Origin of the sequence: Devosia sp. 67-54 (assembly GCF_001899075.1) — a bacterium.
Taxonomy (GTDB): Bacteria; Pseudomonadota; Alphaproteobacteria; order Rhizobiales; family Devosiaceae; genus Devosia_A.
The window spans coordinates 235,848-261,157 of sequence record NZ_MKVA01000006.1; the positions used below are offsets into that span (position 1 = coordinate 235,848).

Annotated in this window: 17 protein-coding genes; 6 read left to right on the forward strand and 11 right to left on the reverse strand. The window is 60.3% G+C overall.

Annotation, left to right across the window (positions count from 1 at the left end; all coding sequences use genetic code 11):
* Positions 1 to 138: 138 nt before the first annotated feature.
* Genes BGO82_RS12470 through BGO82_RS12485 form a run of 4 tightly spaced genes read left to right on the forward strand, consistent with a single transcriptional unit; the run spans position 139 to position 5,783 of the window.
* A complete protein-coding gene (locus BGO82_RS12470) occupies positions 139 to 3,318 on the forward strand; it encodes a TM0106 family RecB-like putative nuclease (RefSeq protein ID WP_291305924.1) in 3,180 nt (1,059 codons plus the stop codon).
* Positions 3,315 to 3,536, forward strand: coding sequence for a hypothetical protein (locus BGO82_RS12475; RefSeq protein ID WP_291305925.1), 222 nt, complete (start codon positions 3,315 to 3,317; stop codon positions 3,534 to 3,536). Before BGO82_RS12470 ends, BGO82_RS12475 begins: the two co-directional genes overlap by 4 nt.
* Entirely contained in the window at positions 3,533 to 4,921 is a 1,389-nt protein-coding gene (locus BGO82_RS12480; protein WP_291305926.1) for an exonuclease domain-containing protein, read from the forward strand. The genes BGO82_RS12475 and BGO82_RS12480 overlap by 4 nt, the downstream gene beginning before the upstream one ends.
* Complete coding sequence (locus BGO82_RS12485) at positions 4,908 to 5,783, forward strand: DUF4238 domain-containing protein (RefSeq protein ID WP_291305927.1); 876 nt, start codon at positions 4,908 to 4,910, stop codon at positions 5,781 to 5,783. Before BGO82_RS12480 ends, BGO82_RS12485 begins: the two co-directional genes overlap by 14 nt.
* Before the next feature lie 18 nt (positions 5,784 to 5,801).
* On the opposite strand, the gene BGO82_RS12490 is transcribed toward BGO82_RS12485, so the two are convergent.
* The 11 genes from BGO82_RS12490 to BGO82_RS12540 form a co-directional block, all read right to left on the reverse strand.
* A complete protein-coding gene (locus tag BGO82_RS12490; RefSeq protein WP_291305928.1) occupies positions 5,802 to 6,800 on the reverse strand; it encodes a hypothetical protein in 999 nt (332 codons plus the stop codon).
* 191 nt (positions 6,801 to 6,991) lie between these two features.
* Positions 6,992 to 9,223 (reverse strand): DEAD/DEAH box helicase, encoded by a 2,232-nt coding sequence (locus BGO82_RS12495; RefSeq protein WP_291305929.1) that lies wholly within the window; start codon positions 9,221 to 9,223, stop codon positions 6,992 to 6,994.
* Positions 9,198 to 10,508 carry an ATP-binding protein gene (locus tag BGO82_RS12500; protein WP_291305930.1) on the reverse strand — a complete coding sequence of 437 codons (1,311 nt, stop codon included), beginning with the start codon at positions 10,506 to 10,508 and terminating at the stop codon, positions 9,198 to 9,200. Before BGO82_RS12500 ends, BGO82_RS12495 begins: the two co-directional genes overlap by 26 nt.
* 17 nt (positions 10,509 to 10,525) lie before the next feature.
* Complete coding sequence (locus tag BGO82_RS12505) at positions 10,526 to 13,231, reverse strand: TerB N-terminal domain-containing protein (protein WP_291305931.1); 2,706 nt, start codon at positions 13,229 to 13,231, stop codon at positions 10,526 to 10,528.
* A 393-nt stretch (positions 13,232 to 13,624) separates the two neighbouring features.
* Complete coding sequence (locus BGO82_RS12510; protein ID WP_291305932.1) at positions 13,625 to 14,989, reverse strand: hypothetical protein; 1,365 nt, start codon at positions 14,987 to 14,989, stop codon at positions 13,625 to 13,627.
* A complete protein-coding gene (locus BGO82_RS12515; RefSeq protein WP_291305933.1) occupies positions 14,986 to 15,468 on the reverse strand; it encodes a Mov34/MPN/PAD-1 family protein in 483 nt (160 codons plus the stop codon). Before BGO82_RS12515 ends, BGO82_RS12510 begins: the two co-directional genes overlap by 4 nt.
* Positions 15,461 to 15,949, reverse strand: coding sequence for a hypothetical protein (locus tag BGO82_RS12520; protein ID WP_291305934.1), 489 nt, complete (start codon positions 15,947 to 15,949; stop codon positions 15,461 to 15,463). Before BGO82_RS12520 ends, BGO82_RS12515 begins: the two co-directional genes overlap by 8 nt.
* A 3-nt stretch (positions 15,950 to 15,952) precedes the next feature.
* Positions 15,953 to 16,450 (reverse strand): hypothetical protein, encoded by a 498-nt coding sequence (locus BGO82_RS12525; protein ID WP_291305935.1) that lies wholly within the window; start codon positions 16,448 to 16,450, stop codon positions 15,953 to 15,955.
* 157 nt (positions 16,451 to 16,607) lie between these two features.
* On the reverse strand, positions 16,608 to 19,952 hold the full coding sequence (locus BGO82_RS12530; RefSeq protein ID WP_291305936.1) for a UvrD-helicase domain-containing protein: 3,345 nt from the start codon (positions 19,950 to 19,952) through the stop codon (positions 16,608 to 16,610).
* Positions 19,949 to 20,584: a hypothetical protein gene (locus BGO82_RS12535; protein ID WP_291305937.1), complete on the reverse strand. Its 636-nt coding sequence runs from the start codon at positions 20,582 to 20,584 to the stop codon at positions 19,949 to 19,951. The genes BGO82_RS12530 and BGO82_RS12535 overlap by 4 nt, the downstream gene beginning before the upstream one ends.
* On the reverse strand, positions 20,581 to 21,375 hold the full coding sequence (locus BGO82_RS12540) for a hypothetical protein (RefSeq protein ID WP_291305938.1): 795 nt from the start codon (positions 21,373 to 21,375) through the stop codon (positions 20,581 to 20,583). The genes BGO82_RS12535 and BGO82_RS12540 overlap by 4 nt, the downstream gene beginning before the upstream one ends.
* A 921-nt stretch (positions 21,376 to 22,296) precedes the next feature.
* On the opposite strand from BGO82_RS12540, the gene BGO82_RS12545 reads away from it, so the two are divergent.
* Both BGO82_RS12545 and BGO82_RS12550 read left to right on the forward strand, forming a co-directional pair.
* Positions 22,297 to 24,024: a hypothetical protein gene (locus tag BGO82_RS12545; RefSeq protein ID WP_291305939.1), complete on the forward strand. Its 1,728-nt coding sequence runs from the start codon at positions 22,297 to 22,299 to the stop codon at positions 24,022 to 24,024.
* Entirely contained in the window at positions 24,021 to 25,298 is a 1,278-nt protein-coding gene (locus BGO82_RS12550; protein ID WP_291305940.1) for a hypothetical protein, read from the forward strand. The genes BGO82_RS12545 and BGO82_RS12550 overlap by 4 nt, the downstream gene beginning before the upstream one ends.
* Positions 25,299 to 25,310: the final 12 nt, after the last annotated feature.

Here is a 25,310-nt window from a genome sequence, read left to right on the forward strand (position 1 = left end):
CGAGGGACCGTCACCGGATGGCCAGGACGCCATGTCGGCCTGGGGGCGCCAAGCGCCTAGAGCCCGGTCGCCTAGCCACGCGCCCAACCCTCCCCGGAAACCCCCTGCTCCCAACGTCGGAAGGTGCTAGGATGGAGCATGTACTTTGACAATTCTATTCTTCATCTTTCGGCGTCAGACCTCATTGGATACCTCAACTGCCGGCATCTTACCGGTCTCGATCTTGCTGTTGCGAGAGGAGAACGTGCGAAACCGAGCGGCTGGAATCCTGAGCTAGAGCTGCTGCGCGAACGCGGTGAGCGCCATGAGGCCGCTTATGTCGAGCATCTAGGGGCAACAGGTCATACGATCGTTGTCATCCCTGGCCGCGATCTCGACGAGCCGGCGCGGCTCGCCACGATAAGGGCGATGCGGGATGGAACTGGGATCATTGTTCAGGCGGCCCTGAGCGACGGCGTTTGGGGTGGGCGCGCGGACGTTTTGAAGCGCGTCGAGACGCCGAGTGGTCTCGGCGAATGGTCCTATGAGGTAATCGACACAAAGCTTGCTCGTGAGACCAAGGGTGGAACGGTCCTCCAACTGTGCCTCTACTCGGACCTGGTCGCGGCAATACAGGGAAAGCGGCCTGAGTATGCGTATGTTGTGGCTCCCTATCGGGATTTCGTCCCTGAGCCGTTTCGGCTCGACGACTACGCTGCCTACGCAAGGAAGGTAAGACAGGCGCTAGTTGATGAGGTCGCAGCGCCCTCCGATCCCTATCCGCTGCCAGTCGCCCATTGCGACAATTGCCGCTGGCGCGACAACTGCGACCAGCGGCGGCGCAACGACGATCATTTGTCGCTGGTTGCCGGCATGAGCTCAATGCACACCAACGAGTTCGAGCTTCAGGGCATCCAGACGACGGCACGGCTGGCGGCCGAGCCTCTGCCACTCACTTGGAAGCCCATCCATGGCGCTGCGCCCTCCTATGAGCGGCTGCGGGAACAGGCGCGGATACAGGTGGCGGGACGCGCGGCCGGCGAGCTGGTCTGGGAGGCGATGCCGATCGAAACAGGTCTTGGTCTCGGCAAGCTGCCTCCGCCATCTCAAGGGGACATCTATTTCGATCTCGAGGGTGATCCCTTCGCAGCGCAAGGCGGCCGCGAATACCTGTTTGGCTACGCGGTGCGAAACGGGGCCGGTGTCCTTGAGTACACAGGTCAATGGGCGCTGACTCCAGCGGATGAGAAGGCGGCGTTCCAGCAATTCGTGGATATGGTTCAGGCGCGCCGGCAGAAATTTCCCGATCTCCATGTCTACCACTACGCGCCTTACGAGCCTGGCGCTCTGAAGCGCCTGATGGGCCGGTACGCGACGCGTGAAGAAGAAATCGATGACATGCTGCGGCATGGCATCTTTGTGGATCTCTTTGCCGTCGTCCGACGCGCCGTCCGCGCCAGTGTGGAGAGCTACTCGATCAAAAAGATAGAGGGCCTTTACGAGTTCGCACGGGCCGTCAGCATGCCCGATGCGAACCGCGCCCTCTTCGCGGTCCAGGCGGCAATCGAAACGGGTGGCCGCAACGACGTTACCGAGGATGTTCGCGGAGTTGTCGAAGGATACAACGCCGATGATTGCCTCTCCGTCGCGGCCCTCCAGGTTTGGCTGGAGCGCGTTCGCGCCGGTCTGATCGCGCAGGGACAGGCGATCCCGCGGCCGACTCCATCTGAAGGCGCGGCGCCTGCCAATGTTACAGCGTGGCAAGCGCGGGTCGAGGTCGCTATGCAGCGCCTGCTCGCGGGGTTGCCGCCGGACGCCACCGGTTGGAACGACGAGCAGAATGCCGCCTGGGTTTTGGCCCATATCCTTGACTGGCACCGGCGAGAGAACAAAGCCAAGTGGTGGGAGTTCTATCGGCTTTGCGATGTTCCCGAGGAAGATCTGATCGACGAGCGTGCTGCGCTGGTCGGTCTTCAGTTTGAAGGCGCGACGGGGGGCACCCCTAAGGCGCCGACCCACCGCTACAGCTACCCGGCGCAGGACGCGGACATTCGCGACCATGACCTTTATCTGCCGGGCGGTCGGAAGCTCGGAACTCTTGAGGACTGGGATTCCGAGACCCGCAGCATCGAGATCAAGAAGCGCAGCGACACTGCGGCGGTCCACCCGACGGCCCTGTTCGGCAACACGGCAATCTCGATGCAGGCGCAAGCAGAGTCGCTGATGCGCACGGCCGACTTCGTGCTTGCGCGTGGTTGGAATAACGGGAAAATCGCCAAGCTTGCCCGGGACCTTCTAATGCGTCGTGTGCCCGATATCGGTGACGCGCCACTGCGTCTGGCCAACGAAACGCCGGTGGCTTCTGCGGTCAGGATCGCCCCGCTGTTGCAAGGCGTCCTACCAATTCAAGGACCGCCTGGCGCTGGCAAGACACATGTCGGAGCGCAGATGATCGGCGCGCTTATCAAGGCCGGCAAAACGATTGGTGTTACTGCAAATAGCCATAAGGTCATCTTGAATCTCGTCGAGGCGGCGATCGACGCCGCCGCCCAGCAAGGCGTAGATATCTCGTGCATCCACAAGTCGCGCGAGGCGAGGGCCCCGCAGCCGCATCTAACGTTCGCGACGGACGACAAGGTGCTGTTGTCGGCGATCGGCAAGACGGCGAATCTCATCTCAGGGACCTCGTGGTTTTGGTCGCCGCCAACCGCAACGGGCGCGGTCGACGTTTTGTTTGTCGACGAAGCGGCCCAGATGTCGCTCGCCAATGTTTTAGCGCTCAGTCAGGGCGCACGCGGGCTCGTTCTGATTGGTGACCCGCGCCAGTTGGAGCAACCGATCCAGGGATCGCATCCGGAGGGCACCGAAATCTCGGCGCTTGACTACGTGCTGAACGGTCGCCAGACGATCGGTGAGGATAAAGGCTTGTTTCTCGACAAGACCTGGCGCCTGCACCCCGACATCGCCGCCTTTACCTCGGAGCTCTTCTATGAAGGTCGTCTCGAGGCCCGCACTGAGAGCGGACAACAGCGCATCGTCGTCGAGGGACCCTTCGCAGGTTCGGGCCTTCGCTACGTTCCAGTCGAACATGCTGGCAGTCAGACGACGAGCCCCGAAGAAGCTGACGTTGCTGTAGGGATAATCCGGTCGCTGCTCGATCAGAAGGCGTATTGGATTGACGCCAAGGGTGACGAGCACGACCTGACCCTTGAAGACATCATAGTGATCGCTCCGTACAACGCACAGGTTGCGGAGATCGAGCGACGGCTGCCTGGCGTGATCTGCGGTACAGTTATCGCTTCCAGGGCCAAGAGGCGGCGATCGTCATCTATTCGGTGACGAGCTCGAGCGCCGCCGACGCGCTGCATGGGATGGAGTTCATCTATAGCCCAAACCGTCTCAACGTCGCGACCTCGCGCGCGCGGTGCCTTTGCGTGATGCTGGCGAGCCCGCAGATTTTTGAGCCCGGGTGTCGGACCCCTACTCAGATGCATCTGGCGAACGGCTATTGCCGCTATCAGGAGTTCGCCATCCGGACGGAGTGGCCGCCGTTGTGAGTTTCACTATTTACGATCTCGAGACGACGGGTCTCAATCCGCACTACGATCAGGTCGTCCAGTTTGGCGCCGTCCGCTTCAACGCCCGCCTCGAGATCATCGATCGCTTTCAGATTAGGTCGCGCCTCCAGCCACACATCATCCCGTCCCCTGGTGCCTTGGCTGTAACCGACACACCAATCGCAGAGCTTTTGGGCGATGCGCACCCTACTCACTTCGAGATGATGCGCGAGATCAACCGGGTCCTGCGCAGTTGGGGGGCCTCGGTTTTCATCGGCTACAACTCCTTGCGCTTCGACGAAGAGTTCCTGCGGCACGCGTTCTATCAGACGCTCCACGATCCCTACCTCACCAACAAAGAGAACAACACGCGGGGAGATGCGCTTCGGCTGATCCGCGCCGCGGTGCATTTCCGACCAGACCTGATCTCGACGCCGATCGGGCCGGACGGCGTCCCATCGACAAAGCTTACGGATGTTGCCGCGGCATTGGGCTTCAAAGTCGAGCGCGGGCATGAGGCCATGATTGACGTCGAGATGACGGCGTTCGTTTGCCAGCAGATCGCGCGTCGCGCGCCGGAGGTCTGGGCGCGGTTTCTACAGTTTACGACGAAGGCCGCGACGGTCGAGTTCATGCAAACCGAAGAAGCGTTCGTGCTCTTCCATCCAACTGGGGAAGGTCGCGGTTGCTATGTGGTGAGCTTCTTCGGCCGGCACCCGAAGATTGCCAACTTCCACTACTGCCTGGATCTCTCGAATGATCTCGACGCATTGCGCTCTATGACGCAGGAGGAGCTCAATGCGGCGCTCGCGGGCTCCAAAATTGTAAGGAAGGTGAAGGCCAACGCCGCTCCGGTTCTCTTCCCGGTCTATGAAGGACTCGAGAAGGCATTCAGCCCGCTCACGGAAGACGAAGTTAGTCGCAAAGCCGCGAGCCTTCGCGCCGACACTGAATTCGTTGAACGTCTGATGGCCGCTGCCGTAGCAAATGAGAGGGTTTACCCGCGGTCGGACAACGTCGAGGACCAGCTCTACCAGGAGGGTATGGGCTTTTTTGATGACCAGGATAGCCACATCATGGGCGAATTCCACAAAGCGGATTGGCCGGAGCGTCCGGGGTTTATCGGCCAGCTGCGGGACAGCCGTTTGAAGCGCCTTGCCCAGCGGCAGATCTACTTCGAGCGTCCGGATCTCTTGTCAGCGACCATCCGGAGCGCACTTGGCCAGGCAATCAGGGAGCGCAGGTTCGCGGAAGGCGAAGTGCCATGGCGAACGCTGGCGGCGGCGCGTCGGGAATTGGATGAGGTCCGTGATCCGGACGCGCGGGGTTTGGAGGGGTATTCCGGGTATCTCGAGCACCTGGGCAAAGCTGATGGTCAAGGGTAAGGCTCCGCATCGCCACCACTACGTTCCGCGCATGGTGCAACGGAACTTCGTCAATGAGGATGGCGGTCTATATTTCTGGCGCCGAGAGTTTGCGGTGGGCGAAGTGCGCAGCACAACGCCCGCAAACTTATTCGTGGAAGACAATCTCTATTCGATGGTCGACGGCGCAGGGGTGCGGGACGCTGAAATCGAAGTGGGCTTCAGCAGGCTGGAGTCTGTGGCGGCGCCATTCATTGACAAGCTTCTGCGCGTCGTGCGGCATGGGATGATACCGATCCTTGACGAAGGCTCATGGGACTTCTGGCATCACTACAACTACTACGCACAAAAGCGCGTGAGTGCCTGGCACGAGCGTTTCCTGACGCAGGACGACCTGTTCATGGTCATGAAGTCGATCGCTACTAAGGAGCAGTGGGCCGAGCACGAGCGGATGTGGGCGGAGAACCGGGAAGAGGCGCTGCGCGTGATGAGAAATTCGCGCATCGCGGCTCAAGTTGATCCGCCTCCAGAAGATCTTCTCGCTGAGCTCCATACCCGTGGACTTGTGATCTATGTCGCGCCATCAAGGACGTCCTTCATCCTCGGCGACGATGTCGGTGCTTCCGCCCAAATCAGCACTGACAGAGTGAACTTCATGCCTATCGCCTGTGATATGGCGGTTGGGTACTCAGCCGACAAAAAATCAGTTCGGGTCGAAAGGCTGACCGCGTCCGGTGTGCGCCGGATGAATGAGGCAATGACCAAGAAATCGTACCTGATCGCGGGACGTTCGCGGGCTCAGATCGCGTCACTGTCGAGGATTTCGTATGAAGCCCCAGACATCCTCCAGGGATGGCAGGGTCGGCGGCAGGAAACGGCCTAGCCCTCTTCCCTAGTGCCTTTAACCGCGAAATAGCCGGCGAAACACCTGCCATAAGCCGGCAGCAATCGAGCAAGGATGGTGGAGGGGTTTGATCGGCGTAGCCGGTTTGGCCGGGCGGCCGTCGAGACGATCGAGGCGATAATCCGGTCCGAGGTCGGTGGCGACGTACTCGGAGTCGGCCGGCAGAATATTGCGCGGCAGAGCGACCGCGGCACGAGGATTATGAACGACAACCATGGATTGGCCTCGCCCGAGTAAAGCGCCAGCGTCCATATCTGTGGCCCAGACCGCGCTTATTGGCGCGAAGCGCGGATCGAGAAACGTGTCGGCCGGGACGGACGTGCCGTTGTCCTTTGGAATGAGCGGCCGGTTTTGATGGTCGCGTCTGACTACCGCGCCCGTCGCGTGGTCGAGGTGCAGCTGTATGGGTCCGACACCGAATGTCGCCTCCGCTGCATGAGGAAACTGGCTGATGCCTGTGAGACCTGGAAAGCCGTTTCCGTCGCGGAGCAAGAATGCATTGATTGCAATGACGTAGACGTCTGCAGGGTTAACGATACCTTTGTCCATGTATCCGCGGACGCCCCGCGCTGGATTGCCGAGGAGCTTTTCCGCCTTCTCTTTGATGGCAGCTGGCCAGCGCAAGAGAATCTCCTGATGCGGGAATGTGCGCACGCCGAGACCGGGTCGGGTCCACTCCTCCGGCACGCCAGTTGGGGTTGGGCAGATAACTTCAATCCAGATCCGCCGTCCGTGATCTTCGATGAGGAAGTCGGGGCCTTCGCCGCGGTGAAGAATGCCGTACCCTGCATTCTCGAGCTCCCGGGCGAGGAGTACCTCGGACAGTTGCTGCATAAAGGTGTAGCGATCGGTCGAGCTGAGTTTCTGTTCGGCGTTTGCATCGCCGTAGCCTGCCGAGAGATAGCGACGACATTCCACTAGAATGGCCGCGCGCAGACGGTCGCCGTGCTCGCTCCTAGCCGGAAAATGAATCGAAATGGCGTTCTCTAAATTCATCTTTTGATTTTGAACCAAACTTGCACCACAGGCGAGTGTGCAAAACCCCGTCGGGTCGACCGACGGTGGCGAGCTATTTCATTGGACCGTCTCGACGGTCCAGGAAGAAGAGTCTGCTGCTACCGTACCGAAATCGTCGAGATTGCGGTGCCGCTCGTGGATTGCCCTTGGCACTAGTGGCGGCGTCTCGTTCACCTGTTCAGCAGGCATCTAGCCGCCACTCTTGGTAGTGAGGCTGGATCGAGCCGCTCGACTGCAGCGACTTCGGCCAGCAGCTTCTCGCCAAGATAACGGTCGAACTTCGCAATAAAGGGTTTGCCGATATGGCTAGCGAGAGAGCGACCGTCAGGCGGTGGAGCGGCCGCAATCTCGGTGATGGCGTCCCGCAAGCCCTTCGGATCGCAGTTGTCAATCTCCAGGCAATGGCGCGCCGTTCCAACTTTGAACTGACGTTCCATCAGGGCCAGTGCCAGGGTGTCGAGGCGCTTGGTCCCGACCCATGGGAAGACGAATGCGCCCCGACCGACTTCGTAAACTGAGCGCCGGTCGAGCCCCATTTCAAAATAGGCCCCGCGGGCATCGTCCAGCATATCTTTGGCCATTGTATCGAGGTAGGGCGGGACAGACGTGTCGCTAAGTATCTCACGCATTTTGGCGACGATGCGGTCGTGGATGCCGGCGAAGCCGCCGCCGAAGGTTGGGGGCATGGCCGATTGCGTTGGGACGACGAGGACGACACGGGCCCGATCGTCAACTTCTTGGGTAAGCCACCGGCGCCCTGCAAAGATGAGAGTCTGACCGGGCGCCACGACATGGTCGGCAGGAAGCACGCCGAGCGTGGTCGAGCCATTGATGACGCGGTAGTCGGGAGGCGTCTCGAACACGGCGTAAAATTCGTGGCTCTCGACAATGCGCTCGCCCTGTTCGGCAAGCATCAATTCACCCTGTGTCGACGTCTCGATGAGTTTTTCGGCGGCCATTGCCCTTAGGAGCGTGGCGTAAAGTTCGCGGGTGACCCGGCGGAACGGACCGATCTCACATAGCTGAGCATAGGCTTCGAGGGGTTTGAGAGCTCCCCGTTGAATGATGAGAGCGAGCGTCTGGTGAAGCAGAGTCGATAGGTGGAGGCCCAGCGGATCGGGCGGCTCGCACCAGCGCTCCAGCATGCACTCTACCATGGCAATGCTTTGAACAAGGTCGAGGCGAAGCCGGTCGACGGGGTGAGTGATGGCCTCCGGCGCTTCCTCAGTGACGAAGATGCGCATGATCGCAGGATGGCCGGGACGGCGCCCCGAACGACCGAGGCGCTGGCGCAGTGACGAGACCGAAAAGCCTGGTCCGAGCTGCGCGACGCTCTCCACGTCGCCGACATCGATGCCGAGTTCGAGGGTCGTCGTCGCGATCGCCGTCGTTGGTCGCGGGTCTTCGCGCAGGCGCAACTCGACGTCCTCTCGCTCCGACTTCGAGAGATTGCCGTGATGGGCAAAGAATTCGTTGGGGACGCCGGCATCCTCGCAACGTTGAGAGAGTGCATCGGTGTAGGCTTCGACGCGCTGGCGCGAGCCGGCAAAGAAAAGATTGCTATGTCCGCGCAGCGTACGGAAGAGATCGTTGGCGACATCCTGATTTACGACGGAGGGCGCGGCGAGTCCTGAAGCCACAGATCCCGGAGCGGGCTTCTGCTCGGCATAGCCTCGTACCTGCAGCCTGACGCCGTTGCCTTCGTCAAGGCCCTCGACAAGAGTGACTTCCTCCCCGTGGTCGGGCCTGAGGTATTCGGCAGCGAGGCGCATGTCGCCGAGAGTTGCGGAAAGGCCAATGCGATCGAGCTGGGTCCGGCCGCACGCAGCTTCGATGCGTGCCAGGATCGATTGCAGCTGCATGCCGCGATCTCGTCCGATGAAGGCGTGAAGTTCGTCAATCACGACGGCGGTGAGGTTGCTGAAAAGCCGAGGCACGTCGCCCCCGCGCCGGACAAGCGTCGCCTCGAGCGATTCAGGCGTGATGAGGACGACGCCCGAAGGACGGGCGCGGGCCTTGGCCTTCTGGCCAGCGTCAACGTCGCCATGCCAGCGATGGAGAGCGAGGTCGCAACCTTCTACCAGGCTCTCAAGACGCCGCGCCTGATCATTGATGAGGGCCTTGAGGGGGCTTACATAAAGAACGTCAAACCCCTCGCTCAGACCCCGTGCGCGTTGCTGTAGGACGCGGGTTAGGAGCGGCAGAAACGCGGCTTCTGTCTTGCCGGCCGCCGTTCGCGCCGAGAGGATGACGTCGCCTCCGGCAAGGATCGGGCCGATCGCCTTTTCCTGCACGTCGCGAAGGCTCTTCCATTTCTGCTGCCAGATCCAACGCTGGACAGGCTCAGCGAGTTTGCCGGCCTGGGAGAACGGTTGCTCAGAGCCTGAGGGTTGCGAGGTCATCGCCGTCGGCCTCGTCGGGGGGAACCGCGCTCTCGATCAAACCCTGTTCGTCTCGGTCGACTTGGACCGCGCCAAGCATTTCGCGCCACGAGCTGCCTGGGTTCTGTTCTAGGATGGCGAGGAGATCGACAAAGCTCTTTATGCTGTTGCGCGGGGTCTGAAAGTACGCATCGCCGATGCGGGAGCGGCAATGGTCGAGGAACGCGTCAAGAGCTTCGTCGGGGACCAGATATCGGGCAGTATCATTTAGCGCGAATACGTCGCGGAGCTTCTCGAGGAGGTGCCACAGTTCTTCGACGGATAGGTTCTGGAGATGGATGACCGGGCCGCCAAGGTCGATGAGGGTCGATGACGCGAAGCTATTTTCGGCAAGACGCGACTGCAGCGCTTCGTATGAGTAGAGGCCGCGCCTCGTATCCATGAGGAAGTCTGGCGTGCCACCAAAGACGATACCGAGACCCTCAGTCGTGCCCTGGAGCGCATCGTTGAGGATGTGAAGGATCTGCTCGTAGTTCAGCTTGCGGGCCTGAGCGTTCTGTAGCTTGTAGAGGTTCACCATCTCATCAAGGCATACGAGTAGGCCGCCATAGCCGGCGAGCCGCGAGAAGCGCGCCCAGAGGCGAAGTGCGTCATAGAAGCTGCTGTCATCAATGATGGTGCGAACGCCAAGGTCCTCTCTGGCTTGGGTCTTGGTCGTGTATTCGCCGCGGAGCCAACGGAGCGCGGCTTCCTGGAGCGGCTCGTTGCCCTCATCAAAGCCGCGCGCGTAGGCGGCGATGACCGCCGCAAAATCCGGACCGGAGATCATCTCACGCAGCGGCGCCAGTCGGGCCGTGATCGCGTCGACGATAGGGCGGCCCTGGGCTCGGTCGGCAGTGTCGCTGATGAAGCTCTCGATCATTGACCGCAGCGCGCCACCATCGGGAAAGGCGCGCGTCGCGAGACTCTTCACAAGCTCAGAATAGAGTGTTTGTGCCTGACCACCGGTCGCGTGGATGCGCTTGTCCGGCCCGAGATCGGCCTGCATGACGGCGAGTTTCTTCTGCAGCGCGATTTGCCGGACGAGGAAGAGGAAAAAGGTCTTGCCGGCGCCATAGGTGCCGATGATGAAGCGGACAGTCGAGCCGCCATCGCCGACCCGATCAATGTCGCTGACCAGGGCCTCGATCTCGCGTTTGCGCCCGACCTGTATGTGTTGGAGACCAAGGCGGGGAACGACGCCGGCGCGCAGCGCGCGGATGATGGTGTCTCGGTCTTTGGCCCTTATGGGTGGCTTATCGGCCATCAAAATCTCTTAAATTCTCAAGCAGCGGCCGAATTGACCACAATCGGGTCTTCACCTTCAAGCAGGACCTCGCCTCCTGTATCGAGCGCCCAGTCGTTCAGTTGGGCAAAAACGGCGCCTGGCATGAGCCCGGCCTGCTTTGCCAAGGCCGCAAAGTCGGCCTTGGACCATTCGGGCCGCGACGTCAGTTCATCGAGTAGCCGGCGAAGCCGCCCATCCAGCCCCCTGCTATCGGCCGCTTCCTCCCGCGGTGGTTCGGGGTCCGGCTGGGGTTCATCATCGACAAAGATATTGCTGAGGTAGGTTGCGACCTGGCTGCTTTCCTTTCGCACATCGTCGAGCTTGCCACGGTTGATGCTTGGCTTTGCTGCCGGAGACGGAGCTGGCGCGATGAGCGGGCGACCCGCCGCGGAAATGGTGGGCTTTTGAGGTAGAGGCGCCGCCGGAGCACGGGCGGCGTTGAGTTTTCCATAGAGGGAGCTCGGATCGAGCCCGATAAGCTTGGCGAGCTTTTCAAGCACGGCAACCTCACTGGCGTCGAGTACGCCGTCTGCCGTGGCGATCGGCAGTAGGTTAGTGACAAGCTGCTCTTTGAACGAAGCGGGCGCGTCGGCGAGTTGCTGTCTGAGGTCGCCGAGCGCGAACGGGTTGGACTCAAGCCAATGGCCATCGGCTTGGAGGCGGTAGCGTTCGTTGCCTGACAAGCCCTCTGTCTGAGTGACGAGTGTTCGAAGCAGGTCTCGTTCGCTGTCGCTGACCACGCCGTCGGCTTTGGCGACGATCGTACCGAGGGCGAGCGCTAGATAGGTCTGGCGATATGCCTGACTCGCGGCAACGACAGGTTCATCCTCAATATCCTGGCGGAAGACGAGCACCTGTCTTTGCGTCGCTACAATGCGGGGTGCGAAGACAGGATCGGGTACGACTCCGAAACCGAATGCACCGAGACACTGCGCGAGACGTTTGAGGTCAGTGCGGTCAGAACCATCGTCGTTGACCTCAGTCAGGTCCATCAAACCTTGCAGCGGGCTCAACTCATGAGCGTCCGACAGCCGATCGAGTTCGGCTAGTTTGGCTGGATGCAGCTTGCCCGCCTGTTCAAGGCGCAGCTCCTTTGGTAGCCGGGCAATGGCTGAGAGCGTCGGAGTCTCAGGCGACTCTGCCCGTCCGAGCGCGCGGGAGTAGCCCTCAAGATCCACCGTCACTGCATCGAGGATATGGCGTGCAAGACCGATAGGTTCCGTGAGCTGCGATATGTCGGGAATAGCATTGGGGTTGGCGAGGACATTCACGCGAAAGCTATTACTGGCGGCTTGATAGACGAGATCGATAGGAGGCACCTCTTTTGGGAGCGCAAGCCGCAACCCGGACGGATACTTCTTCGCAAGTTCGGCAGCAAAAGCCTGCTCTAGAAGGTCCGGCAAGCGGCGCGCGGGAGTACGAACCCGCGTCTCGGGGTGGCCGACGACGAAAGCGAGCAGAAGCGGCGCTGAAATGATTTGGCCTGCCGCCGCTACCCTTCCCATCTCAAGTTTGACGGCAAGCGGAATGGTGCCGGCGTCCATGTTGATGGTGAGATCTGTGAGGGGCGTGATGCCCTGCTGACGGACGCGTGCCGCCGCGAGCAGCTCGGAGCTATAGCGCTGGAATGACCTGTTGCCTCCATAAATGCGGACGAGGCGCTCTACCTCCGTGACGATTTCGTTGTGCGCGTCGCCTGCACCGTCGAGCATGAGTCTCCGCTCGAGGCCATAGAAGTAGAGGAACACGTAGCCGATGTTGGTATCTGGGTTGTTGCGGCCGCTAGCGAGCCAATCGATGTAGGCTTTGCGCGAGGACGGGGTGAGCTGCTGATACGAGGGCCAGTAGTCGAGGTATTGTCCGGAGATGTCGGCGCGAGTGGCGACGGGGAGTGAGGGGATGATGAGGCAATTGTCTTGATCGGCCCAGCCTTCCTGGGGCCTGAGGTGCTCGCCCACATAGATCATGCCGCCGGAAATGGTGTGCTTGCCTACCTGAACCGACTGTCCCCTTGGAATCCAGGGGATCGATGCGTGACTCCCTTGTACGCGCGGCGGTTCGGCACGACGGGTCTCAACCTTCACCGAAATGATCGGACTGGGAGCCGGCCGCGACGGCGATGATCCGGTGTCGGCCAATTGATCGGCGGGGGCTCGAGCCGGCTTGCGTTGCCTCGTGCGCCCCGATTGGCGTCGGTCTCTGGCTGCTGAAACGAAATAGACAGCGACCGCGGCGGCGGCCACGAGGCCGCAGAGGACAAGGTAGAAGGGACCAGCGTCCGACGTCATAGTTGAGAGCCTTCCTGCAGAGACCGGTGAGGTGGTCTCCGTGGATGAAATGGCCGATGGCGCCTGATGGCGAGCCGGGGCGCCTGCCGGTCGCTGCGGTGGAATGACGGGGGGCGACTCCGACGCCGATGTCTGCGCAGCCATCGAGCTCAAAGCGTCGGTGAGTGGGATTGACCCCTTTGTCGGTGATGGCTCCGGTGGGGTCGATTTGATAAGAAGACGTTCCGTGTTGGGATCAAGCTCTCCTGTTGCGGGCAAGCCGTTGGCGTTCTGGAAGGCGGCAAGGGCAAGACGGGACTGCTTGCCCCATAGGCCATCAACCGTTCCGACGTTGTAGCCGTGATTGGCGAGAGCCTGTTGGATTTCGGTCGTGGTGGGAGTTGTTTGCCCGAGCGCGACATCGCTGCCCAGCATGAACAGGCTCAGCGCAAGCGCAAGCAGACGTCGACTGCCAACCACTCGATTGTCTTGGATCTTCTTATCCCCCGGGCAGCGAAAATATAGCAACGCGCCCAAGCAAGTTAAGAAGAAACGATGGAAGGCGCTTTTGGCTCGCCTACCGCGATGCATTTGCCACCTTCGCCACTTGCGCGTTCAAACCCCACGAACTGAGGAGGTTTTCGATGGTTGAAGAGGCAAAGAGGACGACGGAATTTCGAGCCGACATGGTCAGTCGATTTGGTAGACGTCGAGGCATTGGCCGGGAAAACGTGCCGATGCTACGCCAAGGAGGTTGACGGCCAACTTGCTTGCAGCACTGCTCAAGTCGGTGGCTGCCGATCACGTGCGCAGCGCGCACCTTCCGTGCTAAGTGCTCAGTGTGGTGAACCCCGGGTTCCATGACGTGTCGAGATTATTCGCGGCAACGGCCTCCCGAAGGTCTGGCGCGCGGAGGTTGAGATCAATGACCTCCAGACCCCCTATGCCGTTAAGGCGCTTAAATACTTCGGCCAGGACAAGACAGGCGGCGATAACACCGACGAAAGGTGCACCGACGGTCCGGCTTGCCAGCTGGACGAGTCCGCATTCGTCAACGGCTCCTGACTCTAGTAGAGAGTCATAGGCGGGACTTTTCGGGCTTTCTTTCTCGTCGATGACCTCACCCCATTTTTGCAGACTTGGCACGGTCGCGGGAAACGTGTGAATGCGCATGGTCAGATATTCCTGGGGACCCGCACCCAACCCTGCTTCGACCACGAGATCGAAGCCGGCTTCGTCGATTCTTGCTCGCGCCTCAGAGTTGTCGACGCCGAAAAGCGCAATGCGGGGATCACTCTCACCAAGGAAAAGTCTCCCGTCGAACCGGCGTTCGACAATGTGGGTAACAAATCCTCGTGCTTCCAACCAGCCGGCCATCTCGCGCGTCTTGAGCCGACGCTCCTGGCTTGCTTGCGTCAACATCGACGTGCTGTCGTTGGAGGACGTCAGCCGGTCAAAATCCTGCAGTGTGAGTTCCAGTTCGCTCGGTTTTGCGAAAGGAAGCATCGCGAGGGTCCAAAGGTAGGCTTGTCCCAAATGACCCAAACCCACGAGCCAGAGGCGGCTGGGCAGGACAAATGCGTGCGGACCGCCCTGTGCTGCCCGCCAGTCGATCTCAGGCGACCAGAGCGATAGGCCGACGATACGGCGTGCTGCGAGGACGTGGCCGCGCAGGTTCTGAAAGACTTCGCTCACGACCATAGCGCCGGCGAGAACCGCGCCGAGAACCTCGAGTTCACCTTCTTCAAGACGCAGCAGATCATCGACAGGACCGACCGCAGCGCGCCAACCGTCAAACGTCACGCTGAGGACGATGGAGGAGTGACGCTCGTTTTCCTGTTTGCCGAGCAGCACGATGGGCATCTGGTCGGTGGGTTGGTCCGAAAGCGTTCCGCCCATGGCAACGACGGCATCGGCAAGCGATTTCTGGCCGCCGGGTAGCTCGATGAGGAGGGGCGCGTCTGGAAGACCAAACACATGGACGCCGCCGAGTAGAGAGCGCCGTCCGGCGTTGACCATGGTGAGAAGTGCCGCCTGATGAGCCCGCGAAGACGCAACGACAGATCCCGTCGAAATGCCGATCTTGTATCGCGCGAAGAGCTCGTAGGCTTCGTCGATAGATGCCGCCTCGCCGGTGTCGAGGGCCATTTTGACGCCGCGATGCAGATTGTCGGGTTTGGCAAAGTCATTCATCTCAATGTCCCCGTAGAAAGTACTTTCCTTGCGCGCCAGCCGCTGAAGTCCGTCCACTGATGCGAGCCCTCGTAACGGTAGATGCCGAGGCGATGGCGCCAGTGAGGGCCGCGGGCGAAGTCGGGCACGATCAGTGCGATGTGACCGGCGAGCGCGACCATCGGATTGGCGCGATCTGATTGACTCTGCCGTGCTGAGCCCGGGTGCGTGTGGGCGTCGCCGACAACGTTGAGCTGGTTGGTCCTGCAGATATGCCAAAGCCGATCAAATGCATCCGCTTCCAGAATGCAGACGCCGGTCGAGTAAGCGTCGGACTGCAGTTCGTCGTAAAAGATCCAGCGCGAAACGGTCCTGACGCCGTCGACGTCCTGGCCAAGCAGGAAAGCTCCGGCTTCGTGCTTACCGTCACCGCGACGCCAGAGTTCAGAGAGCCCGTCCAGCCAAAGGCGCCGCGCGAATACCAGTTTTGAGTCAACCATTTCGCGTTCCTGTATAGTCGTCGGAATTGAGGAGCTCATGGACGGCGCGCAGGTAGAGGGCGAGTCCCTGGTCAGCCCTCCAAATCAAATCCGGATGCTCCTGGCGCCAGTTGTCGTGGCCTACGATGCTTTCGCGATCGCACGGCAAGTAAAGGCAAGTGCCGTTCTTCCAGTCGGGCCGAAAAACTGCCGGCACACGGGATCGACCATTTGGCCACCTGGCGAAGGGCAGAGGGTTATTGGTCTCGACACTCCAAGGCTGCGCGGTGGGCGGGACACTAGGAAAGCCCGCGCAGTTGAAGCGGAGCGCGTAGTGCGAGGGGGCACGAGGCCGCGGCGCAGCCGCGACCTCGATGATAACGTAGGGCCAGGCGACGAGAAGAGCGCGCCACCGGCCAGTATGGACGGCAAGCCGAAATGATGCGGCTTCGAGATAGCTCCTCAAAGCACGTTCATCAGGCAGCAGCAGCGCGGCGTCCATCGCTTAGCCTTCGACGCGCTTGCGCGGGACCAGCGTGAAGCTGATCGAGCAAAGGCCTTTTGCGACGAGCGTGCCAATGTGAGTGTCGGGATCGGGACGGTCCGTCGTGCCGGCCAGTTGCAAGACGTGTTCACTGGCATCGACCGGCGTCATGCCGATTTCCTTGACGAACCACTTCTTGACGCGCGCGACGGTGGCGGCGGGGCTGAACTTGTCCTGCTCGCGGCGGGCATTGAAAGCGACGGTAACATCGACACGGCGGCATCGGTGGACGATAACGCGATCTTTGTCCTTGCCGCCCTGGGCGAGGAACGGCTTATCGTTGTCGAGGGGATCATCGCGATCCTCGACGTAGACTAGGGCTTCCTTCTCGTCACCCTGGAACAAGCCACGCTGGAGCGCGGCCTTGATGATGTCCTTGACGGACGTGTGCTCGCCAACCTCGATGATCTCGATCTGGCGAGATGCCTCGGCCTGCGCGAAAATGGAAAGGCTCGACATTTCTACCTCTTGAGTGCGTGTCACGCTGAGATGCGCAACTACCCTCCTCAAGCCGGCTAAAACGAGAATCGGAAATTCCTCGGGACCATTGCCGAACTAGCGACACTGAGACCGGGGCGGCTATACGCCTGTCGCGAGCATGCGCTGGTGCGGACGATCAGGCCCTGGCCAATCCGGTCGATGGGCAAATGAAGTAGTAAGGGCAGGTGGGACATTCGCGCCCGCTCGGCTTTGGGTCAAACCGTCCAGCGTCGATTTGAGCGAACGCTTCGCTTACCTCGGTCGTGATTTCCGCATCGGGCTTTTTGGCGCCTTCGACGCGATCGCCGGTTAGCAGCGACACATGTTCGAATATCACCGACTTTGAAGAATGATCGCGACTGACGGCATTGAACAGAAGCTTGTCGCGAGCGCGCTGGGTTTCTTTTTTTGCGAGCCGCCCGGCCTTCAGGCGCTGTATCACCACTTTGTTGTCTCGGAGCTGGATATTGTCCGCCTGCAAGAGGATACGTCTTGTCCCGACGTCGACGTGGCGAGTGACGTCGAGGTTTTCGCCAGCCATCTCGCCAGCCGCCACTGCGAGCATCCTACGGGCGGTGGTCTGATAGACCTCGCTGTGGGGATGGTCGGTCGGGCCCTGCTCGGACCACCGAGAGTTGAACTGTTGGTCCAGCTCGTTGGTCAACGCCGAACCCGGGGCGCCGTTCATCCATTTGAGAGTTGAACGGACGACGGAGAGAAAGCGAAGGTATGGCCCCCGCTCGGAGCTTGATCTGAGGCTCAGAACGTCCTGGTAGTAAAAGCGTCTGGGGCACTTTTGATAGCGTTCGATGGCTTCAGCCCCCACGCCATTGGCGGTGTCGAGAGTGCCAGCCAGGGGGGCGAAGGCAGGCTCAGCGCGCCCAGTACTGATCCAATTGGCACCCGTCGGCTCCGGCATCTTGGCCTGGAGGGACTCGAGCAGCGACGATGGATTGGGTCTTGGTTGGCCCCCGTAGCGCATCGATCGTGACAAACCCAGATGGTCGCGGGCTCGTGAAAGGGCGACGAAGAAGAGGCTCTTTTCCTCCATCTCCGGCGACATCAACGGATCGGGCTCGATCATCCCATCAGGAGGCGGGCACGGCACGGCTCCGCCCTTCAGAGGAAAGTAACTGGGGCTCAAAGAGGGTACGTGCACCGAATTGAACTCAAGGCCTTTGCTCGCGTGAACGGTCATGAGTTTGACAGCATCGATGCCCGCGGCTGCCGCTGGTAGCCGACGAAATTCCTTCTCTTCATCGAGGATCTCAAGGCGTCGAACGTGTTCGAGAAAGTCGCGTTTGGGATCGGTCTTTGACTTTCGGCGGTGCTCGTACGTTACCTGCAACAGCTGGTACATCGCGAGCCGGCGCTGCTGACCGGCGACGGACGCCTCACGGAGGGTATCCTCGCGGACCGCTCCTTTGTTGAACAGATAGTCGGAGAGAAGCCAATGTGGCGATGTGCCGAAATGCACACCGGCGAGATCGGCAGCCAACCGCGCCAGCCGTTGCCGACCGATGGCGGAAATTCCCTCAATGGGCGAGAGGTCCCTTAGCGCCTTCAGGAGCGATGTTTTGCTCTCCCTGATCGCATGCAACAGCGTGAGAATGTCGTCGACCGGGATATCGTATCTTGGCCACTGCCCAACACGAAACAGTCCGAGACCGTCACGTTCCGAGGCGACCGACAGCAAGCTCAGCATGTCGCGGACCTCGGGTCGTTCGAAGAAGTCGCCGAAGTATAGGGTCGGGATACCCGCGCGCTCGAGGTGCTCTGTAAGCCTCACCAGAGTCGAATGGGCGCGCGCTAGCACCGCATGATCCTTGAGCGAGCCGCCGCTGGTCCGCTGAGTCTCGATGCGCCCGGCGATGCCCTCGTACTCTGCCTCTCGCGTTGCCGCCACGTTATAGACGACAGTTCCAGTTGTTTCGCCGCGATCCGGTCGTAGAGCCGGCGGTTCGTCGCCGGGGGCCACAGCTTTCATTGATCGCCCGAAGGTCTCGAAGGTCGAGACGATTTGCCCACCGGAGCGATAGTTGATTTCAAGATCCGTATGACCGGCACCGGCAAAGCGATCGCGAAACCGGGCAAAATTGACGGGCGAGGCACCGCGGAAGCGATAGATAGACTGTTTGACGTCACCCACGACCCACGGACCGCGTTGCGGGTCGACGAGGAGACTGAGAAAGACCCCGCTGGCCCGATTGGTGTCCTGGTATTCGTCAACGAGGACGTTCCGGTACTGTGACCGTACAGACTGCTGGACCTCGTGGTTTGACGCCAGTATCTCGATGGGGCGGCCGATCAAGTCGCCGAAATCGAGCCAGCCACGTTTACGCAATTCTCGATCATAGATCTCGTAGATCCGTGCAACTTCCGCCGCGCGAGCACTTGCCTCCGGATCGACATCCTTCATCGCAGCGGCGAGTTCGGCATAGTGCGCGGGACCGCAGAGCTCATCTTTGGCACGACTGATTGCGCCTAGAACGGATTTCAGAGAGCGGAGCGGCTCGTTGAGCTCGAAGTAGTAGTTGAGATCCAACTGCGGCAGCAGTTCCTCAAGGAGGAACAGCTGGTCCGAGCGGCTGGCAATGTAGGGTGCATCGTTCGGCCCCGCCCAATAGAGGCGCATCAACTCGAGGCCAAAGGCGTGAAAGGTCCCCGTCCAAACGCCGGTGCTTGCGTCCCCAAGGTTGTCCCTTACGCGTGTTGCGAGGTCCTGCGCCGACTCGTTGGAATAGGTGAGGGCCAGGATTGAGGTCGGTGCTTCGCCACTATGGATCAGATGCGCGATCCGACGGACGAGTGTTCGAGTCTTGCCCGTGCCCGGTCCGGCGCGCACCTGGTGGGGACCAATCGGCGCCTTGATAGCGCGCTCCTGTGACGGGTCAGGTTTGGGTTCGGGTCGCTTTTCCTTGGACGGCGGATCATCCGGAAGGAGAAGCGCGTCGGCAAGTTGCTGCAGGACTAAAGTCTCCGGCACCTCCAGCCGACGGGCGAGGCCGGTGGCGGTCGCTCCGGATGCGACGAACGCCGCACTCAGCTTCTCGCGCGGCAGCAACAGCTCGCGGGCAAACACATTAGCCTGCGCTTCGCGCCGTTGCTTTGGACTATAGGAGTCGTCTTCCCCAACTGCCGACTCTTCGGGCTCCGCAGGGGTCCAAGCGTCGAAGTCATCTTCGTGGCAGCGGGCGGCATCGTTGTGCAATCGAATATGCGCGAATTCATGTGCGATGTAAAAGTGCTGGAGGTCTGTTGAGAGGTCCTTGGAATAGAGGATCCGGTTTCCATCTGGATCAAAGAGCGCCTGAGCTCCGTCGAGAAGGGTGCTCTCCTGGGCAAGCGGCATCAGCGCGGTACCAGTTGCAACCATAGCTTTGCGGATGAGTTCGCTCGCTGAGATGAGCTGGGACTCGCCTGCTGCGAGTTCGTCGTGCCACTGCTGGGCACGGAGGCGTATCTGAAGCCAGCTGCTCACGGTGGACCTGTTCCCTCCGCTATTGCTCTGCGCCACGTCGCCTTGTCAGTGTCGGACAGAGAAGAGCGCGACAATGCCTCCTCAAACGTCTCGGTGGCGAGCTGAGCCTTCTTTCGGCTTTTTAGTAGTCCTGGTCGTGACGACGCCATCTTCGGCAAAGCGAGCGCCATCCATATTTCATCGATAGCCACTGCGAGCACGGCCGCAAAGCTGCGGGCCAGCAAACGAGGGATGCCCTCAACAGGAACAATTCGACCTCGATCCAGCTTCATGAACATCTCGTCGTCGATGCCAACTCGGCTGGCGACGTCTGCGTCGGACAAGCCCGCGTTGTGCGCCATTTGAGAAAGGCGCAGCGGCGAAGCGGAGTTTGCCGTGGCTTCGAGAGAGTGAAGACGGTTCAAAGCCTCGCTGACAGCGAGGTTCGCGAAATGTTCGACGTCAAGGCTGGGCGCATCGCCATCCTCCTCCGCTTGGAAGGCCAGGGAGGCAAAGAAATCGGCGAGCTCGTCGGTGAAGGCGGGGTATCTCTTCGACCAAATTTCCAGGCTCTCATAGGACGGGACGATCTCGCCGTCCTCGAGCATGAGCGCAAGGACGTCATCGAATGTAGTAGGTTCAGGGCGGGTCATTGTATTTCTCCGAACGCCTCTCTCATCTCCTTGATTGCTTGGTTGATCCAATTCTGGACCGTTCTCGCCTTGGACGGACTAAGACCGAAGTAACCCGTCACAGTTGGAACTGATGGGTCTGAGTGAGTCATCGGCCATCTACGGAGCTTCCTCAGGATGAATGCCTTTCGATGGCTTTCGTCCTTAACTGCCCCGAGGAGTTCTCGCAGCCGGGAGCGGCTGGCCTGGCGGATCATCACGGCCAGCGCGCTTTCGGCATCTTCGTCTACCAGCTTGTCGAGGGGGTCCGATCCGCTGATGGTCGTTGAGGCGGTTGCGACCATATGCGGCTTGGGTTTGTCTTTGAATTTGGGGTGTTGTTTGACCGTCTGCGTGACGATCACCCGCTTGAAGTCGACCTCGAGATACTCCGACATCCTGGTGGGCTTTTCAGGAAACAGAAGTTTCACGAGATAGACGATGACGGTTGTGGAGATCACTTCGACGTCGGTCGGACTGAATCCCCGGCTATTCCATTTCACGATCTCGCCAGCCCGCGTCATGATTTCGCGAACCAGCTTTCCCCTGAGTTCGCCCTGCCTGCCGCCGTTGCGGGCAAAGTAGACAAACGTCTGGGTCTTCCATTTGCCCGGCGCCTCAAGAAGGATGGCGCCGGTTGGGTCGATGCCGAGCACCTCGGCGATCGCGCGCTCGACGTCGTCGAAGCGGGCGTAAGGGCGCCCGTCCTCACGCGTCATGGTCAATGGCGCCGGGGTGAGTATGAGGTCATCTGATGTCGAGAAGTCGCTCATAACCCCTTACAAGCCGCCGCTTTGGCGAGTCGGAAATCCGTGGGAAGATTTTTTCGGGTGTAGCGGCAGGCAATTCTGCCGGTGATTTGATCGGGTCTGAAAATAGAGGCGCTACGGTCGCAAAGCGCGAAAATGCACTTAACTGCTGCGGCACTGGCGCACCGTCGCAGCAATCAATATAGCGATTTTGTAGTTCGAGTCCCGTGAGTAGGCGCCGAAAATACTCCGAATCCGAAGGCGTCGTTTGGAAAGGTTAGGCAAGTGGACGGACGAGGGGCAGGTTCTTCGGTCCTACACAGTGATGACGCGCGCTGGCGGACCCTCGTCCAGACCAGGGCGCACGACGACGGTGTGGCCGGGGCACGGCGGGAGTATAAGCCGGCTAGCGCGGTGCCTGCTTGGCACGAAACGATCCGGCCGATCGAAGAACTGATCAACGCACCTCTTTTTACCATCGACGATGAGGCGCTCGTCGCAAGTTGCTCGGCATAAGAGCGTCTATTTCCGATCGGGCTAAGTGAACTACGACTTGCTCGAGTTCGTGCTAGCGCCGCCGCGTATGTCGTCGCGCGCGAGGACCGCGAAACAGTGCTGCACGACGCCGCGTCGAGGATGCCACACGCCGATTTCAGTTTTGCTCGCGGCGGACAACGCAGATGAGCATCTCAAGAGCTTGGTCGCCGAGCCATCGGGAACTCCGGACTGGGCAAGGCCGTGGCGCGCGCACTGGGACGAACAGCTTCAAGTCAGTGACAACGGATTGTCGCCCGCTTTGGATAAGTACACAGATCAGAGCGGCATACCTTAGTTTGAAGACTATCGAATAGGGCGATGTCTGCCTTGACTTAGGCGCGATTAACGGCAGGATGCGCGCGGGTTCTAATTAAGACTTTGATGTAAGATTATTTCACCGGAAGTTCGATGCGGAACGTCCTGGGGACTCGTCATGGGCTGAGCGCGTTTCGAACGCTCACGATCGTCGCGCAGGATCCGTCAGTGCGGACCGCCGATGGCAAAGTCCTGCTGGCAAAAGTTTCGATACCGGCTGAGCAGTTGTTGCCCGGGCCTGCCGGATATCGCGTCAGCGTGGTGGACTATGATGCTACGCGCAATGCCCTCTACACGCCGCTCGATCTTGGGCCGGGGCTGGAAGAACCCAGCGATGCTATTGCGGCGGTCAGATCTGACCGGGCGCTGATGTCAGACCCTAGGTATCACGCACAGAATGTCTACGCGATCGTGATGCGAATCCTCGCCAGATTCGAGCTCGCTCTGGGGCGTCGGGTGCCGTGGGGATGCGCGGGCCATCAGCTCTATATTTCGCCACACGCCTTCTGCGAGCCCAACGCGTTCTATTCTCGCGAGGATTGTTCGCTGTTTTTTGGCTACTTTACGTCGTCTCAGCCTTCCGGCGAGACTGTGTATTCCTGCCTCGCGCATGACGTCGTCGCGCATGAAACCACGCACGCGCTTCTTGATGGGTTGCGCCGTGGTTTCCTCGACCGTTCGTCGCTGGACCAGGCCGCGTTTCACGAAGGCTTCTCGGATATCGTCGCGCTCCTCTCGGTCCTATCGCTGACGGAGATCGTCAGTACTGTTCTGGACGGGCGGCCAGAAGATCCCTTGATCCGGGCGGACCTGCTCACCAAGGAGAAGCTGAAGGAATCAACCCTTTTTGGTTTGGCCAACCAGATGGGGGAGGAGCTGTCGGGTGTCCGCGGACAAGCGCTGCGACGTTCGGTCGAACTGCCGCCCGGAAAGCGCTACGCTGACAAGAAAGAGTTCCAGGAGGAACACCGTCGCGGCGAGCTTCTCGTTGCTGCCGTGTTGAATTCGTTCCTTGAGATTTGGCTCAGGCGGCTCGAGAAGATTGGCACTATCTCGGCGGGAAAGAAGGATCGAGGTCTTGTCGTCGAGGAGGGCGCCAGGGCCGCTGATCATCTGCTGACCATCGTCATTCGCGCAATCGACTATTGCCCTCCTGTCGACCTCTCATTCTCTGACTTCCTGTCTGCTCTCTTGACAATCGATCGAGAGGTGGTTCCCGACGACCGTTACGGCTATCGCGAGGCACTGCTCAAGAGCTTCCGAGACTATGGGGTAGAGCCTGCCCCAGATGCCGATACGGACGGCACATGGAAGAGATGGGAGCGAGAGATGATCTATAGCCGCACCCATTTCGAGTCGATGCTCAGAGATGAGGAGGAAATGTTTCGCTTCATCTGGGAGAACCGAACGAACCTCGACCTATCCGAGCACGGACACATCGAGGTGCGATCGGTTCGGCCGAGCATGCGCATCGCGCCCGATGGTTTCATCCTGCGTGAGACGGTTGCCGAGTACGTCCATTCAGTCACCGCGAGCGCCGAAGAACTTCGCGACGATTTTGGCATCGCGGTCCCTGAGGGCCTTCCACTATGGCGCAATATCAAGCTGGCAGGCGGGGGCACGCTCATTTTCGATGAATACGGTCAGCTAAAATACAAGGTCGCAAAGGGTCTTGTTGAATCGGAGGCAGATAAGACCCGGCAAGGGGCAAAGCTTAAGCAGCTTTTCGAGTTGGGTTTCTTCGACGGCCCCGTGGGCGACCTGCCGCTACTGGCCCAGCTGCACAGCCGCATCGGTCAGCTTCGAAGGCTCAAGTCATGAAGCCAACTCAGGTAAGAATACGCGCATACCAAGTTGGTTTCGGCGACTGCTTCCTTCTGACGGTCTTCTACGACGACGAAAGCGCAAGGCACGTGCTCGTCGACTTTGGAAGCACAGGCTTCCCGCCGGGAGTGAAGGGTAATCGACTAGCAGCAATCGCCAGGGACATTCGCGATACGACGGGCGGCAAACTCACCGCCGTGGTCGCCACGCACCGGCATAAGGATCACATTTCGGGTTTTGCGACGAATAAGAGCAAGACTGGTGCCGGCGATATCATCGCCGCGCTCAAGCCCGAGTTGGTCATACAGCCCTGGACCGAGGATCCTGCGCTCGCACCGAAAGCTACTGGACCAAAGGTCGCGAAGGGCGGCGCGAATCTCCAGGCCCTCCATGTGCAGTCGCTCGATGCGATGCAGACAGTGGCGGAACGAATTCTTGCCGAGACGAAGGCGAGCAGGTCGCTGGTCAGGGAGACCAGGGCGGAGCTAACAGCGGTTGCGGAGGTGAACGTCAAGAACCAGTCGGCAGTCGACAACCTTAGAGATATGGTCCCCAAGTCAGGCCGAGAGTATCTCTTCTTCGGCGAGCCCACTCAGTTGCAAGACCTCCTCCCGGGGTCGAAGATCGAAGTTCTCGGCCCGCCAACGGTCGACCAGCACGCGGCCGTGGCTAAGGAAAAGGACTGGGATCCGGACGAGTATTGGCTGCGGTTCTCGGAGCAAACGACACCGACGGGAGAAGATGGAGCTCTGTTTCCTGGCCACGTGGTCGGGCGCAAGCAGTACCGTTTCCCGATCGATTCTCGATGGCTCATTTATCGCGCCAAGCGACTGCGTGGCGAGCAGATGCAGGCGATCGTTACCAATCTCGACAATGCTCTAAACAACACGAGCGTCATTCTATATCTGCGTATTGGCAAGAAGGCCTTCCTGTTCCCCGGGGACGCTCAAGGCGAGAACTGGGAGTACGCGTTGTCGAAGCCAAATATCAGGACGATGCTTAAGAAGGTCGATGTCTATAAGGTCGGCCACCATGGCAGCCGCAACGCGACGCCAAAGACGCTTTGGGGTCTTATGACCGGATCGGACAACTCTAAAAAGGCGGAGTTCACGACGGTCATGTCAACGATGGAAGGCAAGTATGGGGACACGGAGGAAACTGCGGTCCCACGCGGTACGCTCGTGACGGCCCTGAAGAAGAAAAGCACTCTGCACACTACTCAGGACATCCATGCTGAGGATCTGTATTTCGATCTCACGATTGATGTCTGAGATCAGACACGC

What these genes read in the sequence shown, in the direction of transcription:
- BGO82_RS12535 (WP_291305937.1), bottom strand. Translation starts at nt 20,584, where the DNA reads ATGACCCGCCCTGAACCTACTACATTCGATGACGTCCTTGCGCTCATG.
- BGO82_RS12490 (WP_291305928.1), bottom strand. Translation starts at nt 6,800, where the DNA reads ATGAATTTAGAGAACGCCATTTCGATTCATTTTCCGGCTAGGAGCGAG.
- BGO82_RS12510 (WP_291305932.1), bottom strand. Translation starts at nt 14,989, where the DNA reads ATGAATGACTTTGCCAAACCCGACAATCTGCATCGCGGCGTCAAAATG.
- BGO82_RS12545 (WP_291305939.1), top strand. Translation starts at nt 22,297, where the DNA reads ATGCGGAACGTCCTGGGGACTCGTCATGGGCTGAGCGCGTTTCGAACG.
- BGO82_RS12485 (WP_291305927.1), top strand. Translation starts at nt 4,908, where the DNA reads ATGGTCAAGGGTAAGGCTCCGCATCGCCACCACTACGTTCCGCGCATG.
- BGO82_RS12550 (WP_291305940.1), top strand. Translation starts at nt 24,021, where the DNA reads ATGAAGCCAACTCAGGTAAGAATACGCGCATACCAAGTTGGTTTCGGC.
- BGO82_RS12540 (WP_291305938.1), bottom strand. Translation starts at nt 21,375, where the DNA reads ATGAGCGACTTCTCGACATCAGATGACCTCATACTCACCCCGGCGCCA.
- BGO82_RS12515 (WP_291305933.1), bottom strand. Translation starts at nt 15,468, where the DNA reads ATGGTTGACTCAAAACTGGTATTCGCGCGGCGCCTTTGGCTGGACGGG.
- BGO82_RS12470 (WP_291305924.1), top strand. Translation starts at nt 139, where the DNA reads ATGTACTTTGACAATTCTATTCTTCATCTTTCGGCGTCAGACCTCATT.
- BGO82_RS12500 (WP_291305930.1), bottom strand. Translation starts at nt 10,508, where the DNA reads ATGGCCGATAAGCCACCCATAAGGGCCAAAGACCGAGACACCATCATC.
- BGO82_RS12505 (WP_291305931.1), bottom strand. Translation starts at nt 13,231, where the DNA reads ATGCTGGGCAGCGATGTCGCGCTCGGGCAAACAACTCCCACCACGACC.
- BGO82_RS12495 (WP_291305929.1), bottom strand. Translation starts at nt 9,223, where the DNA reads ATGACCTCGCAACCCTCAGGCTCTGAGCAACCGTTCTCCCAGGCCGGC.
- BGO82_RS12520 (WP_291305934.1), bottom strand. Translation starts at nt 15,949, where the DNA reads ATGGACGCCGCGCTGCTGCTGCCTGATGAACGTGCTTTGAGGAGCTAT.
- BGO82_RS12525 (WP_291305935.1), bottom strand. Translation starts at nt 16,450, where the DNA reads ATGTCGAGCCTTTCCATTTTCGCGCAGGCCGAGGCATCTCGCCAGATC.